The following is a 17803-nucleotide window of genomic DNA, read 5'->3' on the forward strand; positions in this document are numbered from 1 at the left end:
TTCTTCCGTAGAATCATCGGCTAATGCTTTGGGATTTTGGAAAAAAAATGTTGCAGTTCCTTGACTTCCATCTCGTGAACGAGTCAACCGGACATCAGGAATTGCGTCTTCATCAATTCCTCTTGAAAACTGAATTTTAGCGACCATATTATCTTGTTAAACCTTTGTTCGTTTAAGACCTAACCTCTAATTATCTCACGATCTGACAATCCAAAACATAAAATCCCCAGAGGATAGGTCAGCACAGCACACACACCATCCATGATTGACCGATGATTTGATGCTTCTGCTTTTGAGTACAATGATTTCATTCGATTTCGCTTGTTTCAATTCATGTCTAAGATTCGCTGGTTGTATCAAACCTTAACCTTATTGTTCAGTCTCCTAGTTATTACCGGGGTCAGTGTTACCCCTCTTTGGGCTGAAAATCTATCCGCCTCTTCCAATTTAGATACGATGCTTCAACAGGCGTTTACAGCCTCTCAAACAGGGAAATTTGCCCAAGCGGAAACCTACTGGACTGAAATTATTAATCAATATCCAGAAAATCCCGCAATGTGGAGTAACCGAGGTAATGTTAGAGTCAGTCAAAATAAACTCAATGAAGCGATTTTTGATTATAATCAAGCCATAGAATTAGCTCCTAATTTTCCTGATTCCTATTTAAACCGAGGCGTTGCTTATGAAGGATTAGGACAGTGGGAAAAAGCGATCACCGACTATAATAAAGTCTTAGAAATTAATCCGAATGATGCTATTGCTTATAATAATCGCGGGAATGCAGAAGCAGGATTAGGACAATGGGAAGCCGCCCTTAAAGATTATCAAAAAGCCAGTGATTTAGATAGAAATTATTCCTTTGCTCGTGCTAATTATGCTTTAGCATTATATCAAATTGGGCAACCAGAAGATGCGATTAAAACCATGAAAAATTTAGTGCGGAAATATCCTAACTTTGCCGATATGCGTGCGGCGTTAACCGCTTGTTTATGGGATCTGGGAAAACCAGGAGAAGCGGAAAGTAATTGGGTAGCTGTGGTTGGGCTTGACCCCCGATATAAAAATATTGATTGGGTGAAAACCGTTCGACGATGGCCGCCAAAAGTTGTTCTGGCTTTAAATCATTTCTTGAATTTAAAATAATCAAGTAGTAGAGACGTTGTATGCAACGTCTCTACAGGAATTTCAGGAGATCATCTCATAAAAAATGATTTAATTTCCGAATATAACTTTCGCTTCTTGAGCGACAATTTCCACTTCATCTTCCGCTAATTGTTTCAAGAAAGGTTCCGCTTCACTTCCTCCTAAACGAGCTAACGCTTGGGCGACTCGATAACGAACTTGCCAGTCTGAATTTGTGGCAAAAGGAACTAACAAAGGAACTGCCCGTTGGTCTCCTAATTCTCCTAATGCACTAATCGCAACGGTTTGAATTAAGGGATTATCTTCTTGTAATGCGTTTTCTAATAATTCAAAAGCACGAGGTTCCTCAAGATCTCCCACTGCTGCAACAATACTGAGTTTAAGTAACCATTCTGATGTGGCGTTATAGACCGTTTGTAAATCATCAAAAGCCTCTCGAAATTTTAACGCACCCAGTCCATCGGCGGCGACGGCTTGTACATCCATTTCGGGATCATTTAATAAATGATGGCGTAAGATTTCATAAGCGGTTTCTAAATTTTGTTCTCCTAAAGTCGCCATCTGACTCACCGCAGCATATCGAACTCGGCTATTACTATCTTTAATGGGGACTTGAATTAACTCAAAGGCGATGGCAGGTTCTAACTCTCGGAGTTGATTGACACCTCGTAAGCGATCGCCTAAATCACTAGAACTTAACAACTCTTGCACAGATTCGGGGGTAATTGTCATAAAAATTAAAGTTGTGAAATGAACACTCTAAACTCTTTTGAAATAATGGGATAATATCACGTTTTTTGACATTAATATCACCGGAAACTGGAAACCGGGAGAAAAAACTTAACGGTCTAGGTTTGATCCTCAGTTTTTTAGCACAAATTTAACTCTTAACTGCTATAATAATTGACTTTTTTTCCATATTCAGAGATCCAAGAAACCGGGTTTCTGCCTTAACCTTTGCTATTAACAGAAAGCTCAATTAAGAAACCGGGTTTCTGCCTTAACCTTTGCTATTAACAGAAAGCTCAATTAAGAAACCAGGTTTCTGAACTCCCTACAGGTAGCGATCGCAGTTTTATAATTTAGCTTCTACATACTCACAAATTGATAAAGGTTCAGGGAGTTGTGATTTTAGAGTTAAGTTGGATGCAATCAGGATTAAGGCATTGACTCATGGTTAAGCCCTAGAAATATATAACTTAATTCTTATTTTATCAGATATTATTTATAACCCTTCCCTCGTTCCAATGCTCTGCATTGGAATGAAAATCATGAGGCTCTGCCTCCTGTTATGATTTGAGGCGGAGCCTCTATTAATATCATTTCTAGGTTCTACCTAGAAACAAGTAATGAATCAATTTTGTCGGAAACTACAACCCAAAATATACGGTTTGCCACAATACCAAAAGCGATCGCAATTCCTACAGTAGTAAACATGAACAACACAGGGCAGATGTCCAAATCTGAAGTTCAACCGACCTAACTCTTGTTCGGTAAACACACCTTCAAGGAATGGACAAACCGCCCCCAGTATAGAGATAAGCAATCGTATCTTAAAAACTGTATTGAAATTGGACTCGCCCCCTGATGCAGTTGGGTTAGAGCAGTAGTCCAGAAGTCGTATCAAGACGACTCATCTCAAACAGAACCTAACTTTATTTTGTCGTAAACGGAGAACTATAAACCCTATGGGAAAAGTAGTCGGAATTGACTTAGGAACCACTAACTCTTGCGTCGCCGTGATGGAAGGGGGCAAACCTACCGTTATTGCCAACGCTGAAGGGTTACGCACCACACCTTCCGTTGTTGCTTTTGCTAAAAATGGCGACCAACTGGTGGGTCAAATTGCCAAACGTCAGTCCGTCATGAACCCCGAAAACACCTTTTATTCTGTGAAACGGTTTATCGGACGTAAATCAGAAGAAGTCAACAACGAATCTAAAGAAGTTTCTTATAAAGTGCTGCGCGATGGCACAGGTAACGTTAAATTAGATTGTCCTGCTCGTAGCAAACAGTTTGCGCCGGAAGAAATTTCCGCCCAAGTGCTGAGAAAACTGATTGATGATGCCAGTAAATATTTAGGCGAACCTGTTAAAGAAGCTGTTATTACTGTTCCTGCCTATTTTAACGACTCTCAGCGTCAAGCCACTAAAGACGCAGGTAGAATTGCAGGGATTGAAGTTAAACGGATTATCAACGAACCCACCGCCGCATCTTTAGCTTATGGTTTAGATAAAAAAAGCAACGAAACCATCCTAGTCTTTGACTTAGGAGGCGGTACGTTTGACGTTTCCATTCTGGAAGTCGGTGACGGTGTATTTGAAGTATTAGCCACCTCTGGGGATACTCACCTGGGTGGAGACGACTTCGATAAAAAAATCGTTGACTACCTCGCCGAAGAATTCCAAAAATTAGAAGGCGTTGACCTTCGTAAAGATAAACAAGCTTTACAACGGTTAACAGAAGCGTCTGAAAAAGCCAAACAAGAACTGTCCAGCGTTACCCAAACGGAAATTAACCTGCCCTTCATTACCGCAACTCAAGATGGGCCAAAACACCTGGACATGACCTTAACGCGGGCAAAATTTGAACAACTCTGTGCGGATTTAATTGACCGTTGCCGTATTCCCGTGGAAAATGCCCTGCGTGATGCCAAACTCAGCAAAACCGACATTGACGAAGTGGTGTTAGTCGGAGGTTCAACCCGGATACCTGCCATTCAACAGTTAGTTCGGGATGTCTTAAGCAAAGAACCTAACCAAACCGTTAACCCGGATGAGGTGGTAGCCGTTGGTGCTGCCATTCAAGCGGGGGTATTAGCGGGTGAAGTCAAGGACATTCTGCTGTTAGACGTCACTCCTCTGTCTTTGGGTGTGGAAACCCTCGGTGGCGTGATGACTAAGATTATTCCTCGCAACACCACCATCCCCACCAAAAAATCCGAAGTGTTCTCTACTGCGGTTGATGGTCAAACGAACGTTGAAATCCATGTTCTCCAAGGAGAACGGGAAATGGCGAACGACAACAAGAGCTTGGGAACGTTCCGCCTCGATGGTATTCCTCCCGCGCCGCGTGGTGTTCCTCAAATCGAAGTGACCTTTGATATCGATGCAAACGGGATTTTGAACGTTACCGCTAAGGATAAAGGAACGGGTAAAGAACAATCCATCAGCATTACGGGTGCGTCTACCCTCCCCGATGATGAAGTGCAACGGATGGTTCGGGAAGCCGAACAAAACGCCGCCGCCGACAAAGAACGTCGGGAACGCATCGAACGCAAAAACCAAGCCGATACGCTGTCTTATCAAGCGGAAAAACAACTCAGCGACCTGGGTGACAAGGTTCCCGAAGCGGATAAAACCAAGATTGAAGGTTTAATTAAAGACCTGCGGGAAGCTATCAGCCAAGATAACGATGAGAAGATCAAAACCCTGACCACAGATTTACAACAACAATTATTTGCGGTGGGTTCTAATATCTATCAACAAGCGGGTGGCGCTGCTCCTGAAGACGGTGGCCCCAGCGCAGGCGGTTCTACACCCCCAAGCGGTGGCGATGACGTGATTGATGCTGATTTCACCGAATCTAAATAATCCAGTGATTCAGTTTTAAACGATTAGTCCCTCCTGGTTAAACAGGGGGGATTTTTAATTGAGAGGATGTCCATCTGTTTGACAAAGGGCGGCTTTCCGAGAATCAAATAATTGAACAATGCCATGGGTGACCGCTTTTTTAACATCAGAATCAATCCCGGCTAAAAAGTCTTCATGGCTGATTTTTTGCTGGAAAAATTCTTGGGCACGGTTGCGTTGATAGATAATTTGATCAAATCCTAAACACTGAACCATATAGGTTGCTAATGGAGAATTTTTAATATCATAGGATGAACTTTGGGTACGGCCTTTATCTAGTAATGTTAAAACCGTTTTTTCTAATTCCGTTTTCGGTTGGTGAGGGTTAGACGGGGGGCTGAGAAAATCCACTAAAGAAACGGCAGAAAACCCGTCTGTTGGCATTTCCCCCATTAAAGTTGAAACCGGAATGACTCGCCCAAATCGTAAGGATAACGCTTCTAAAAAAGCAATAGTAAATAACTTACTGGCTAAATACAAACGTCCGACTTCAATATTTTTTCTGGCTCTGGCTACTAACCCTTTATAGGTTAATTCATCAGGATCGTCTTTAAATTGATGGAAAATAATTTCAGGTTTAATAAAATTCATAAACCCTTCCATTTTTTGTAAAGCTGTCCGATATTGACTAATCGTATAGGAACTGGAATTTTTGAGATAGTGATTGGTTTCTGGGAGTAAATTCCAGGTATTATCTAAAAAACTAGCAGCACTTTCATTGGCAAAACTCCCCACATCTCGATTAGAAAGTCTAACGGAACGTTTCACCGTTTCAATTAACTCGTTATCAGTTAATTTCAGTTGAAACCTTTCACAAACATCCTTTAACCGTTGATATAAAATATCGCTATTGCTTCCTAATTCCGTTGTTGTCCGAAAGGGAATAGTTGCTTCAATACAAGCTACAATCTGCACTAAAAATTCTAACGGGAGCAAGGGTTCTAACACTTTGCTGGCAACTAATGCACTTAAAAATTCATTTTGTCCATTGATGGGAGACAAGGTTTGACCGGGGGCAAAATCAAAGATTTGTCTGACCATTTCAAAGCTTTGATCCAGTGGTAAGTCTTCAGCATCCCGAATTAATAAATGTTCTCCAACTTGGCGAATAAAGGGGGCAATATAGTAAGTTAAATTAAAATTAACACTTTGATCGACCTGCACATAAACAACATCATGAAACAATGCGGCTAAAACTTCAATGGGATCATCAGACCCCCCCACTTCAAAAATATGATCCGGCGTGTGAAAATAGCGCCAAGGCCCAGTCATGGTTTGTACAATCAGTTCTGCAATTTTAGGTAGTTCTGGGCTGCTACCTTCAATTTTCAACTGCTCCATCGCCCAGATTAGCTTGTCTAAGCACTGTTTGTTGTAGTTCTGTTCTAAACCCATGTTGACTAACACACCTTATATACTGAACTTAAATTATGGATATTTTATTATGCCTTTAGTTTTAAGGGGAGCAGAAGTCTAACCCCCTAATTGGAGATTAAAACCGAGTTTAAGCTCCTAAGATGGATGAAAATGAGCAAAATTCCAATTTCAAATACAGATCATGAAACAATGATAGATAAAATTTTCCCTAGTTGTGGATTCAACAATTCTCAGCCCGCAAAATTCTGTATTGAATGTGGCACTTTGCTCACAAACTTGGTTTTAATCAATCAAACTCAAATCGTACATCCTTCTTTCAGCCTTGGCAAACCATTAGAGTTTCAAAGGGGAAGCTTGAGCCATGACTTTTATAATATTGTGTGATTAACCCAGAGCCAGATTTGAGATGAGTAATTCTCCTAATCACAATTCGGAACCAATTTTACATCCCCGACGACGGTTAAGGCGTATGCTGATTTGGGGAGGTGTCGGATCAGGAATCACGCTGTTAACACTGGGAACAGTCGCCGCCTGGTTTATTCGATATCGGTTAGCACCGATTGTTAGCAATACCTTAGAAACGATTATACAACGACCTGTTAATGTCGGCTCCGTTGAACGATTTACCCTCAATAGTATTCGTTTTGGAAAGTCATTGATTCCACCCACAGCAACGGATACTGACAAAGCTGTAGCGGAAGCTGTAGAAGTTCAATTTTCCCTTTTATCTTTATATCAACCAAAAGTTCAACTGGATATTACGTTAGTTAAACCCAATATTTATATTGAAGAAGACGCATCAGGAAACTGGCTAAATACTCAGCTAAATTTAGATCCAAATCCCCCAATTACTTTAGTTTTTAGAACCATTGCTATTGAAAATGCTCAAATTAATTTAATGCCTTATGAACTTTTAAAGGCTAATTCTAAAGGAAATAAAACGCAAAAACCGATTTTAATTGCTGTTGATCAAGTTAGAGCTAAATTAAGCGACAATAATGAGCGAATTCAAGCTGATTTAGTAGGAAAAATTGGGGACAATGGCACGTTTGCGATTAAGGGAGATGCGTTACTAGAACCGGGTAAAGTTAATGCCCAAATTCGTGCAAATCGTTTGGATTTACCTGAAATTGCATGGTTTGTTTCTACTCCAGGGGTTTCTATAAAACAGGGAAAATTAAATACAAATTTAAGCGTTAAATTAGAGAATTATAAACCCTTAGATGTACGAGGAACGCTGAACTTAGATCAAGTTCAAGTGGCGGTTGATACTCTTCCTGATGTGGTTAATTTAAGTCAAGCGAATTTGCGATTTGCGGGAACAAAACTGATGATTGATCAGTTGAACACCACAATGGGAGATTTGGCTCTTGATTTGAAGGGTTCTATTTTAACTAATTCTAATTTAGAATTAGCAAAAAGTCAAGTTAATTTAGCCGCTAATTTACAACCTGTTCAAGTTTCCACCTTCTTAAAAACCATAGAAGGAATTCAAGGAGAACCTGTAAAATTACCGTTTCCCATAACCGGAGAAGTCAAAGGAGAGATAAACGTTAAAGGGTATTTACAAACCCCAGAAATTTCAGGACGCATTGCGACTACCCAAAAAATCTTATTAGATCGGGTTTATTTTGATACGATTCAGACTGATTTTAATGTATTCACTAAATTTGATCCTAATTTTAATATTTTAGTTGATCCGGTTATTGAAGTTAAAAATTTATTAATTCTTCCTTCTGTTGGCGGTTCAGTTAAGGGAAATGGGGAAATTAAATTAAATGGATTAACCGCATTATTAGAACCTCAACCGCAACAACTTCAACCGGGTGATCAAGTTATTATTCGTCCAGAAAAACCGACACCTAATCAATCCTTACCTTCCTTACCTCAAAAGCCGGAAATTACAACCCGAAAAGTGGAATTTGATCCGACGGTGAAGTTAGATTTTATAGTTAATAATATACCCGGAGATGCCATCGCGCAATCCTATGGATTATTACCGAATTTTCAAATCGGTAATTTATCAGCGAATGCTCAAATTACTGGAAATTTAGATAAGTTAAAAGGTGAAGCTGAATTTAATTTACCGTCCGCAACCTATCCCCTAAGCGGTCAAGCTCAATTTTCAGGAACGACGGCGAAAGCACAAGTTAAAATTGCTGATGGAAATTTGAATGTAATTGCTCAAAAAAATAATAATGATATTTGGAATGCAGAAATATTAGGAAATCAAATTGCGATTACACCTTTAGTCAATTTAGGCGTATTATTTGCGGCTATTCCCGACACAACAAAACAACAAATTCAATCCGTTAATTTAACCGATGGACGTTTAAACTTATCAGCCCAATTATCAGGAAATTTGAAAGAATTTTCTCTGAATACATTAATCGCAGATAGTCAAATTCAACTTGATTTTCAGGATAGCACCCTAAATGCGATCGCGCAACTGCAAAACGGACTCTTTCAAACGGAATTTTTTAGTAATAATTTAGCTTTACCTCGATTAATTAATATTGGATTACTCCTAGCAAATTTACCCCCAGCAACACGCTCACAACTGCAAAACTTAGATGTTAGTCAGGGAACCTTAAAACTAGCCGGATCGATTAACGGGACTCTCGATAATTTTACCCCTAATAGTCTCAATGGAACCGCACAAACAACGATTAATTTAGGGAATTTAGGAGGAATTATTACCGCCAACGGTCAAGTAAATCAAGGACAATTGCAAGGAGAATTTAACGCCAGAGACGTTCAATTAAATCCTTTGATTAATATCGGTTTACCCGTTGCTAATTTACCCGCTAATGTTCAGACCCAAATTCAAAGTCTTGATCTGAGGAACAGCCAGTTAACAGGCGGTGGAAATTTTACCGGAAATTTAAACAACTTCAACCTTAATAATATCATTGTTAACGCATCAGGACAAGTCAATTTAGGCAATTTTGGAGGAACTTTAAATGCAGAAGGAAAATTACAGAATAGTCAGTTAACGGCTCAAGTGATTACGAATCAAATTCCTTTACAACCGTTAGTTAATTTAGGATTACCTTTTGCTAATTTACAACCGAGTTTAGTGGCTGAAATTAACGCCTTAAATTTACAAGGAGGATTTCTCCAAGGAGTTGCAAAAATTAACGGAAATTTAACTAACTTTTCCCCTAATTATCTAATCGCTACCCTGGATAGTCAAGTCAATTTAGGTCAAGAGGGAGGCATTATTCTAGCAACAGGAGAAACTTTACAAGGACAATGGAATGCAGCCATTAAAGGGGATCAAATTGCTTTAAATCGGTTCTCACAATTAGTAGAATCACAAATCCCTGAACTGACCGCCAGTTTACGTCAAAATGGACTGCTAGATCAAGCAGAAAATATACCTTTATTAAGGGGATTATTAAATACTGAAATCCTTGGACAAGGAAACATTACTACTTTGAATCCTACAACAATTGAAGCATTCGGTCAATTAAGACTAACAGAATTACCTATTATTAAACAACCTTTTGATGCAATAGCATCTTGGAATGGTCGAGAAATTAATATTCAAAAAGCAGAAACCCCTGGATTTTCAACCGATGGATTAGTCGGAGTTGAATTTCAAGGTAATGGCATCCCTCAATTCTCTAATTTAAACTTAAATGTTCGGGTGAATAATTTTGATTTACAATCCTCCTTAGCCCAGAATATTTTAGCAATTTTACCCCCAGAATTGACAACGGAAGATAGCTTTTTTGTCGCGGGAATTGTTAATTTTAATGGCAAGTTAACTGGAACGGTTTCCGCCTTAAATTTAAACGGCAATTTAAGATTAAATAACTTCGCTCTTCGGGATATTACTTTTGATCCGATTTTAGCGGGAACCGTCAATATTAGTCCGGGTCAACAGGTGAATATTGCTTTAGCCGGAGAACAAGATAAAATTGAACTGGTTTTAGATGATCAATATTTACCTGTTTCCTTTTTAGTTAAACGGGATGAAAGCTTATTAGTCGGACAATCCCAAGGAAATAATTTAAACGTTAACTTAGAACAATTTCCCCTACAAACCTTAAGTCTTGCTCCTTTAGCTGAACTAAATATTGGGGTTTTAAAAGGTAAAGCATCAGGGGAAATTAGTGTTTCTAATTTAGCCAGTTTTAATCTTAATCAAATCGGTGTAACGGGAAATGTTACCGTTCAAAACCCAACATTAGGATATATTGAAGCGGATTCTTTTGTTGGAACTATTAATTATCAAAATGGAATTGCTGAGTTAACCAATGCTGAACTCAAGAAAGGAGTCACTCAAATTTTAATTAATACTCAAGCTAATATTTCTGAAATTTTAGCCAGTCTTTCTGCACCTCAAACTCAAAATTTATCCACCGTATCGAATCAATTTCAAGGGACAATTAAAATTCCTCAAGGGAGTTTACAAGATGTTTTAACCGCCTTCAAAATTTTTAATTTAGAAGATTTAGCTAGAGGATTAAAACCCCCAGACTATGCAACAGCAGCAGAAGTGACTCCGGTTCCCGTTGGTTTACCTGGAGATGCGACTTTATTACAACAATTACGACGCTTTGAAGAAATTAAAGAGATTTTACAACAATCAATTGAAGCGGCGGTGGAGAAACCTTTACCACCATTACAAGATTTACAAGGAAAATTTACTGGAGAAATTGCTTTTCAAGGTTCAGTTCAATCAGGAATTCAAGCAACAGCAACAATTAAAGGTCAAGATTGGAATTATGGAAAATATACGGCTAATCAGTTTTTATTAGAAGCAAATTTAACGGATAATGTTTTACGAGTTGAACCCATTCAACTCCGTTCCGGTGTTGCATTATATGATTTTCGGGGACAATTAAATTTAGCCAATCAACAACCCTCTGGTCAGTTGCGGGTGAAAAATGTTCGTTTAGAAGAAATTGAGAAAATTGTTGATTTACCGAATGTTGATTTAACCGGACAATTAAATCTGAGAGCGAGTGTGGGAGGAACCTTAAATAATCCGCAAGCATCGGGGGAATTAACTTTATTAGAAGCAACGGTGAATGGTGATCCAGTTCAAGAAGCCCAAAGCAGTTTTAGTTATAATAATGCTCGTTTACGATTTGGAGGGAGTTTATTAGTAACGGAAGTTGATCCGATTGAATTTAAAGGAACTTTACCGTTTAAATTACCCTTTGCAGAAGTGACTCCAGAAAGCGATTTAGTTGATGTCCGAGTCGATATTAAAGATGAAGGATTAGCCGTCATTAATTTACTGAATCCTGAGTTAGATTGGCAGGAAGGAAAGGGATTAGTACAATTAAAAATTAGTGGCACATTGCAACAACCCGAAACCGGAGGAATTAAACTGGATCTTAAACCTGAAGGATTATTTAAAATTCAAGATGCAATCTTAACCGCTCGCAGTTTAGAACAATCTATTGTCGGATTAAGTGGGACGGCTTTATTTACAGGCGATCGCATTTTAGTTAAAGATATTCAAGGACAATTACAAGGAGATAGAGGAACAGGAAATATCCTTTTAAGTGGTGTTTTACCCGTGTCTCGTCCCTTAGAGGCGACGGATTCTGATCTCAAGACTCCCTTACAATTAAGTTTAGATCAATTAACCCTAAATTTACCTGATCTCTATAAAGGAAATGCTTCCGGTTTGATTACAATTACAGGAACAGCTTTAAAACCAAAATTAGGGGGAGAAGTGGTATTAAGTCAAGGAAAAGTAATTTTACCTTCTCAAGAAACCGCTACATTACCAACAGATACCCTAGATAATCCTAAACCTCCCATTAATGTCAGTTTAAATGGATTAAAACTCACGTTAGCTGATAATATTCAAGTCATGACTCCTCCAATTTTAGATGCTCCTTTAATTAATTTTACCGCCCAAGGAACCATTCAACTTAATGGAGGTTTAGCAAGTATTAATGATATTCGTCCTCAAGGAACCATTGAATTAATCGGAGGACAAGTGAACCTTTATACCAGTCAATTACGATTAGATCGAGGCTATCCTCAACAAGCCATTTTTGTTCCTTCGGAGGGACTTGACCCCATTTTAAATGTTCGTTTAGTCACCCGTGTTCCTGAAGCACTCAGGTTTGTTTCGACCCCTTCAGCATTTCCGGCTGAACAAACGGAAGCCTTAAGTCCATCTCGGTTTGGGACAGTACGAACTATTCGGATTGTTGCCATTGTTAACGGCCCTGCATCACAAATTAATGATATTATTAAGTTACAAAGTTCTCCCCCTCGTTCTCAAAATGAATTAGTTGCTTTATTGGGAGGAAGTGTGATTCAAGGAATTCAAGATGATAGTACCTTAGTATTAGCAAATATTGCCAGCGCGGGATTATTTGGTAAGTTACAAGAGAATATTATTAATGCAACGGGATTAACCGAATTTAGAATTTATCCCTCACGAGTTGCTGAACGAGGTTCCACAGGTAGAGCTTCCGCATTAGGAGTAGGAATTGAAGTGGGTTTAGATGTTACTGATAATGTTTATGTGTCTTTAAGTCGGGTTTTAGCTGCTAATCAACCGTTTCTATTTAATATTAATTATCGACTTAATGATAATTTATTGTTACGGGGAGCAACTAATTTTATCAATGAAAGTGAAATTCGTTTTGAGTATGAAACTCGATTTTAGTTCATTGTTAACTTTTGAAGATTGAATTTCCTTTTTCCTCTCTGTTCCCTTTTCCTTGTCTATATATAATAAATCTTAATAAATCCTTCTGATAAAGTAGGGGGAGAATTAGCGATCGCTTTTGCCATTTGTTCAATAACAGATTCAGGAACTTGACGCTGGCGATTTTGGTTGTTTTGTTTACAAGTTTCTAGGGGAGTTTCTAACAGCCAAGCTATCCAATAACGGGGAATTTCAGGAGAAATTAAGGCAATTTTTTCTAACAATTCCAGTCGCCACTGTTTATAAGCATTGGTTGCATCATAAATAATCGGTTGAGAAATAGCGATCGCAATTGTCATTTGTCGCAAAACTTCAGCTTCAATTTCTGACCAATTTCCTTGGATAATTGCATCCCCATAAAGTTGTTCTCGAATCTGATCCGTTGAAATAATTAAACCTTTTGTCTGTTTTGCTAAATAGTTAGCAACCGTAGACTTTCCCGAACCCGGAACACCAATCATAAAATGACAAATCATCACTTTTACACCTCAAACCCAACACCCCAAAGCGTTAAAATAATTCTTCAAAAAACAGTTTCATCGCTTCAAATGAGCGATGATCAGCATCGGGGTTATAAGCGCTTCCTTTAGAGAGATCATTTCCTGCATTTGGATTAGTCAAACTATGAGACGATATTCAAGAGTTTGAGTTTATAAAGTATTGGAAGTTTGTGCTGAACTCACAATAGACCATAAAGGAGTGAACAAAATTCCCAACAACAGCAAAATGAATAAAGAATAGTTCTTGAAAATGTTCATCAGTTGGGGGAAATTCATGACCAATTTACTTTCCATTACAAGTTAACTTGATTTGAAACTCCTATGGAGTTATTGACGATGTGAACCACTGGAACAGTTCTGAGTCGATTAGATTAACAACCTTACTCATCAATTTAGCTTGAATTGGTTGACCCAGCAAGACAAGCGGCATGATTTTGTTCTCGGTTTTAAGCCACTCGCCAGCAAAATCAATATTCCTCTCAGTTGAGAATGCTTGTGGAATCAACCACTGATTTCCAACTTCTGACAGAGGAAATTCGGCAAGAATAAAGTTTATATTGACATCCAACCAGATTTTAAATTTACGGAAATTAAATGGCTATGAAAATTCCTGTTGAAATTACTTATCGAGATGTGAAAAAAACCGATTATCTGGATGAGTTAATTCATAAAAAAGTTGCCAAATTGGAGCGATATTGTAATTATATGAGCAGTTGTCGGATTGTGGTTGAAAAAATCCATGATCGTCCAAAAAGCGGTTCTCCCTACCGGGTGCGTTTAGATATTACTGTACCCCCCGGACATGAGTTAGCGGCATCAGAAAACCCTGGGGAAGGAATTCAATATGAATCCTTAGAAGCGGTAATTCGAGATGCGTTTGAAGCGGCTCGTCGTCAATTGGTTGAATTAGTTCAACGTCAACGGGATGAAGTGAAAACCCATGCTTCTGAAGACATGGAACTCTATTCTGTCCCCGAAATAGTAAAAGTTGATTAAAGATTAGCGTTTGAACAGAAATAAAAAAACCTGGTTTCTATGCAGAATTGAATCATTGAATCTTGAGGAAAAGAACAAGAAACCAGGTTTTTCAGAATTTATCCTATTTATAACAGTAAGATCAGCATGACTCCCCCTGCTAGAATCAAAATATTAGCAACTAAGAATCCTTGATCAAGTTTTTTCACCCGAAAAATGGATTCAGAATGTCCACTTTTGATCCAATCGGCTGTAATAATGGTTTCTAAAATTCCAGCGATAATCAAAACATAGACTAAGGCATAGATTTTATCTAATAAAACCAAATAGCCGACATCGGGTAAAGAATCGGAATAGGATTGTTGTAGAAACACAATCGTTAATAAAGCAGTGGTAGGAAGAATAATCCGAGAGTCAACATAGACCGGATACAGTAATAAGGAACCCCAACTGGAAAATAAAACAACAAATAACGGCAGTAATAATTTCCAGGTAAAGAAACTAATGGGGCGGGAAATGTTAATTTCAAACCGCACTGTTGAATAAACAGAACTATTGCTTTCTTGGTCTAAATCCCCAAAATTAGAAGGATAGGGATGGGATAAAACCTTAATTTGAGAATTTTTAATTTTCCACCCTGGAACTGTTAAATCCGCAGCATGACCCGATTCTTGAGTATCAGCAATATAAACTAATTCATCTAACGGATAAACAGCATTTTCAATCGTTACCCCTAAGCGTTGTTCATCAAGGGGATAACGGGAAAATTCAAAGGGTTCTCGAAACCGACTTTCAACTCGAAGAATTTGATAAAAACTTCCATCTTTGAGTTGTTTAGGTTCTTCGTAAGCCGGTTCGATGGTTCGCCCCCAATCTTCAACACCGTTCATAAATTCTAAATGAGTAATCGGGTCAATTTTGCCTTTCCAACGAAACCATAAATAGAAATCCAGATAATAAGTATTACTCGACGCATTCAGTTCATAAATATTTTGAGCATAAATCCCAACGTTTACTTTTTGGGCGGTGGGAGGAATGGTCGTTAAGGGTTGATAAATCGATGAATTTTTTTCAGGGGTTGGAGTGCGAAAATTGTTCCCAAACTGTAAACTTAAGATCAGGAGCAAAATACCCAAGGCAGAGATCACAAGTTTACGACTATTTTTTTTCAGGTTAATCCAATGGGATAATCGGGATAAGGACATGGGTAGATGTTGGCTGGTTCAGGCTAAGGGGTGAGTCAAGGTAGGGGGGTTAATCACCCATCCAGCCATTGTTGGCTAAAGTTTCCCTAAACAAGTGACTCGGTTGTTGAAAAATAGCTTACAATTGATAGAGGAGTGTTTTGAATCAATAATGATCAAACTGCGTTTAAAGAGATTCGGAAAAAAGCGGGAAGCTAGTTACCGCATTGTGGCGATGAATAGTTGCTCTCGCCGAGATGGTCGTCCCCTAGAAGAACTGGGCTTCTACAACCCCAGAACCGATGAAGTTCGTTTGGATGTCCCTGGCATTGTCCGCCGCTTACAACAAGGGGCGCAACCGACTGAAACCGTGCGTAGCATCCTGAGAAAACAAAATGTTTTTGAACAACTCAAGTCTGGAGTCCAACCCGAAGCCACTACCGCAGAATCCGCAGTCTAACCCCAATTATGACGAACTGGTGCGGTTTTTAATCGAGCCGTTTCTGGAGTCGCCAGACTCTTTGCGGGTCGATTGTGAGCGTTTTTCTAGCCTGCGTAAAACTTGGATTCGGTTGGCGGTGGAAGCCGAAGATAAGGGACGGGTTTATGGTCGCGGTGGTCGTAATATTCAAGCCATTCGCATGGTTTTAATGTCACTTGCTGCCGCTTCTGGTGAAACGGTTTATTTGGATATCTATAACGATAGCGAACCCGATGAGACGCATCGGGAACGGGAACCGAGAGAGGCATTTAGTCATCGTCCTCCGGGGCGATATCCAGGGCGGACTCGACCCACACGCTCATCTCCGTCTGCGTCTCCTTCTAAGCCTCGTTTGAACCGAAGATATGAAGAATAACGTGATCTAGGTCTGTCCTAAGCGGTAAAACCAACGTCTGAGGACAGATTAACGGTGAGACGAATTTTTTAATGTTGGGCAGAATCGGCTTGAATTGAGCCAGAGCGTTTTGCCCAACCCTTTTATACTAGGGAACAGGGAACAGGGAATAGCATATTAAAAAATTGATAAAAAGAGGGAAATAAGTTTGGATTTGCTGGATTGGTTTTTGTTAATTACTGTTAGTTGTGAGTGTTATTGATTGACATCGGAATCATTGATTGAGAAAACGTTAATCCTATTATCATGACTGAGCGATTTACCCTTCAGTTACCGAGCATCGAAAGTGCTATGTCGCTTTCTGGCTATCAAGAAGATAATCTCAAAATTCTATCTCAACAAACAGGCGCTCAACTGGTGATGCGAGGACAGGAATTACTCATCAGTGGAACCGCCAGTCAGATTGAATTATGTCAAAAATTAATCGAATCTTTAAAAGAATTTTGGAAAGACGGAAAACCCATTAGTTCTGTGGATATTCTCACGGCGCGTCATGCGATTAATACCCATCAAGAAGATACTTTTAAAGACCTTCAGCGTGATGTAATTGCTAAAACTCGGCGAGGGCTAGAAATTCGCGCTAAAACCTTTCGCCAACGCCAATATATTCAGGCGATGCGGACACAGGATTTAATCTTTTGTATTGGCCCTGCGGGTACGGGAAAAACTTATTTAGCCGCTATTTTAGCGTTACAAGCCTTATTATCGGATCAATATGAACGGTTAATTTTAACTCGTCCGGCGGTAGAAGCCGGGGAAAAATTGGGTTTTTTACCCGGAGATTTACAACAGAAAGTTAACCCGTATTTAAGACCCTTATATGACGCACTGTATGAATTAATAGACCCCGAAAAAGCCGCAAATTTAATGGAACGCGGCGTGATTGAAGTAGCTCCTATTGCTTATATGCGGGGTCGGACGTTAAACAATTCTTTTATTATTTTAGATGAAGCCCAAAATACAACTCCGGCTCAAATGAAAATGGTATTAACTCGTTTAGGGTTTCGCTCTCGAATGGTGGTAACGGGAGATATTACCCAAACGGATTTATTACCCAATCAAACATCGGGGTTAACAACAGCGTTAAAAATCTTAAAAAATGTCGAGGGAATTGCTTTTTGTGAATTTTCTCAAGCGGATGTGGTGCGCCATTCCCTCGTCCAACGCATTGTTGCTGCTTACGAAAAACACGAGAAAAGCAACTAAATCAGGAGGTTAACCTCTCGGTTAAAAAAATCCAGTGAAAGGTTACAGAATTCTAGTAAAATTTAGAAGTAAAAAGGATTTATAACTGGATTTTAGACCATGAGTAATCTCAAAGAATTTTTAGACGCGTGCGAAAATTTGGGAACATTACGGTTAATTGTTACCAGTAGTGCGGCGGTGTTAGAAGTGAGGGGAAAAC

12 protein-coding genes and 1 pseudogene are annotated in these 17803 nt (G+C 39.1%); 8 read left to right on the top strand and 5 right to left on the bottom strand.

Translation table 11 applies throughout. The features are described 5' to 3' along the window. On the bottom strand, positions 1 to 147 hold a 147-nt coding region (gene psb28, locus ACKPEB_RS01785; RefSeq protein ID WP_408963074.1), incomplete at its 3' end, for a photosystem II reaction center protein Psb28. Between the two features lie 186 nt (positions 148 to 333). On the opposite strand from psb28, the gene ACKPEB_RS01790 reads away from it, so the two are divergent. Beyond that, positions 334 to 1143: a tetratricopeptide repeat protein gene (locus ACKPEB_RS01790; protein ID WP_408963063.1), complete on the top strand. Its 810-nt coding sequence runs from the start codon at positions 334 to 336 to the stop codon at positions 1141 to 1143. 69 nt (positions 1144 to 1212) lie between these two features. Here ACKPEB_RS01790 and nblB read toward each other — a convergent pair whose 3' ends face one another. Beyond that, positions 1213 to 1875, bottom strand: coding sequence for a phycobilisome degradation protein NblB (gene nblB, locus ACKPEB_RS01795; protein ID WP_408963064.1), 663 nt, complete (start codon positions 1873 to 1875; stop codon positions 1213 to 1215). A gap of 956 nt (positions 1876 to 2831) precedes the next feature. On the opposite strand from nblB, the gene dnaK reads away from it, so the two are divergent. Next, the gene (dnaK, locus tag ACKPEB_RS01800; RefSeq protein ID WP_408963065.1) at positions 2832 to 4736 is read left to right on the top strand and encodes a molecular chaperone DnaK; all 1905 of its coding nucleotides are present in this window, start codon (positions 2832 to 2834) and stop codon (positions 4734 to 4736) included. Between the two features lie 54 nt (positions 4737 to 4790). On the opposite strand, the gene ACKPEB_RS01805 is transcribed toward dnaK, so the two are convergent. Further along, positions 4791 to 6170 (bottom strand): hypothetical protein, encoded by a 1380-nt coding sequence (locus ACKPEB_RS01805; protein WP_408963066.1) that lies wholly within the window; start codon positions 6168 to 6170, stop codon positions 4791 to 4793. A gap of 388 nt (positions 6171 to 6558) precedes the next feature. Between ACKPEB_RS01805 and ACKPEB_RS01810 the strand changes: the two genes are divergently transcribed. Then, positions 6559 to 12801 carry a translocation/assembly module TamB domain-containing protein gene (locus ACKPEB_RS01810; protein ID WP_408963067.1) on the top strand — a complete coding sequence of 2081 codons (6243 nt, stop codon included), beginning with the start codon at positions 6559 to 6561 and terminating at the stop codon, positions 12799 to 12801. A gap of 59 nt (positions 12802 to 12860) precedes the next feature. Here ACKPEB_RS01810 and ACKPEB_RS01815 read toward each other — a convergent pair whose 3' ends face one another. Further along, entirely contained in the window at positions 12861 to 13319 is a 459-nt protein-coding gene (locus ACKPEB_RS01815) for an AAA family ATPase (protein WP_408963068.1), read from the bottom strand. 618 nt (positions 13320 to 13937) lie between these two features. Between ACKPEB_RS01815 and ACKPEB_RS01820 the strand changes: the two genes are divergently transcribed. After that, positions 13938 to 14339 (top strand): HPF/RaiA family ribosome-associated protein, encoded by a 402-nt coding sequence (locus ACKPEB_RS01820; RefSeq protein ID WP_408963069.1) that lies wholly within the window; start codon positions 13938 to 13940, stop codon positions 14337 to 14339. A 107-nt stretch (positions 14340 to 14446) separates the two neighbouring features. Here ACKPEB_RS01820 and ACKPEB_RS01825 read toward each other — a convergent pair whose 3' ends face one another. After that, a complete protein-coding gene (locus tag ACKPEB_RS01825; RefSeq protein ID WP_408963070.1) occupies positions 14447 to 15523 on the bottom strand; it encodes a hypothetical protein in 1077 nt (358 codons plus the stop codon). A gap of 151 nt (positions 15524 to 15674) precedes the next feature. Between ACKPEB_RS01825 and rpsP the strand changes: the two genes are divergently transcribed. The 4 genes and pseudogenes from rpsP to ACKPEB_RS01845 form a co-directional block, all read left to right on the top strand. Beyond that, the gene (rpsP, locus tag ACKPEB_RS01830) at positions 15675 to 15962 is read left to right on the top strand and encodes a 30S ribosomal protein S16 (protein WP_408963071.1); all 288 of its coding nucleotides are present in this window, start codon (positions 15675 to 15677) and stop codon (positions 15960 to 15962) included. Positions 15963 to 15981: 19 nt separating this feature from the next. Beyond that, entirely contained in the window at positions 15982 to 16359 is a 378-nt protein-coding gene (locus tag ACKPEB_RS01835) for a KH domain-containing protein (RefSeq protein WP_408963072.1), read from the top strand. Between the two features lie 285 nt (positions 16360 to 16644). Then, positions 16645 to 17604, top strand: coding sequence for a PhoH family protein (locus tag ACKPEB_RS01840; RefSeq protein ID WP_408963073.1), 960 nt, complete (start codon positions 16645 to 16647; stop codon positions 17602 to 17604). A 99-nt stretch (positions 17605 to 17703) separates the two neighbouring features. After that, positions 17704 to 17803, top strand: a pseudogene (locus ACKPEB_RS01845) (heme utilization protein HuvX); the annotation flags it as partial.

The organism is Planktothrix sp. (genome assembly GCF_046067725.1).
GTDB lineage: Bacteria > Cyanobacteriota > Cyanobacteriia > Cyanobacteriales > Microcoleaceae > Planktothrix.

Coding starts and splice junctions, on each gene's coding strand:
- ACKPEB_RS01790 (WP_408963063.1), top strand. CDS start 334: ATGTCTAAGATTCGCTGGTTGTATCAAACCTTAACCTTATTGTTCAGT.
- nblB (WP_408963064.1), bottom strand. CDS start 1,875: ATGACAATTACCCCCGAATCTGTGCAAGAGTTGTTAAGTTCTAGTGAT.
- dnaK (WP_408963065.1), top strand. CDS start 2,832: ATGGGAAAAGTAGTCGGAATTGACTTAGGAACCACTAACTCTTGCGTC.
- ACKPEB_RS01805 (WP_408963066.1), bottom strand. CDS start 6,170: ATGGGTTTAGAACAGAACTACAACAAACAGTGCTTAGACAAGCTAATC.
- ACKPEB_RS01810 (WP_408963067.1), top strand. CDS start 6,559: ATGAGTAATTCTCCTAATCACAATTCGGAACCAATTTTACATCCCCGA.
- ACKPEB_RS01815 (WP_408963068.1), bottom strand. CDS start 13,319: ATGATTTGTCATTTTATGATTGGTGTTCCGGGTTCGGGAAAGTCTACG.
- ACKPEB_RS01820 (WP_408963069.1), top strand. CDS start 13,938: ATGGCTATGAAAATTCCTGTTGAAATTACTTATCGAGATGTGAAAAAA.
- ACKPEB_RS01825 (WP_408963070.1), bottom strand. CDS start 15,523: ATGTCCTTATCCCGATTATCCCATTGGATTAACCTGAAAAAAAATAGT.
- rpsP (WP_408963071.1), top strand. CDS start 15,675: ATGATCAAACTGCGTTTAAAGAGATTCGGAAAAAAGCGGGAAGCTAGT.
- ACKPEB_RS01840 (WP_408963073.1), top strand. CDS start 16,645: ATGACTGAGCGATTTACCCTTCAGTTACCGAGCATCGAAAGTGCTATG.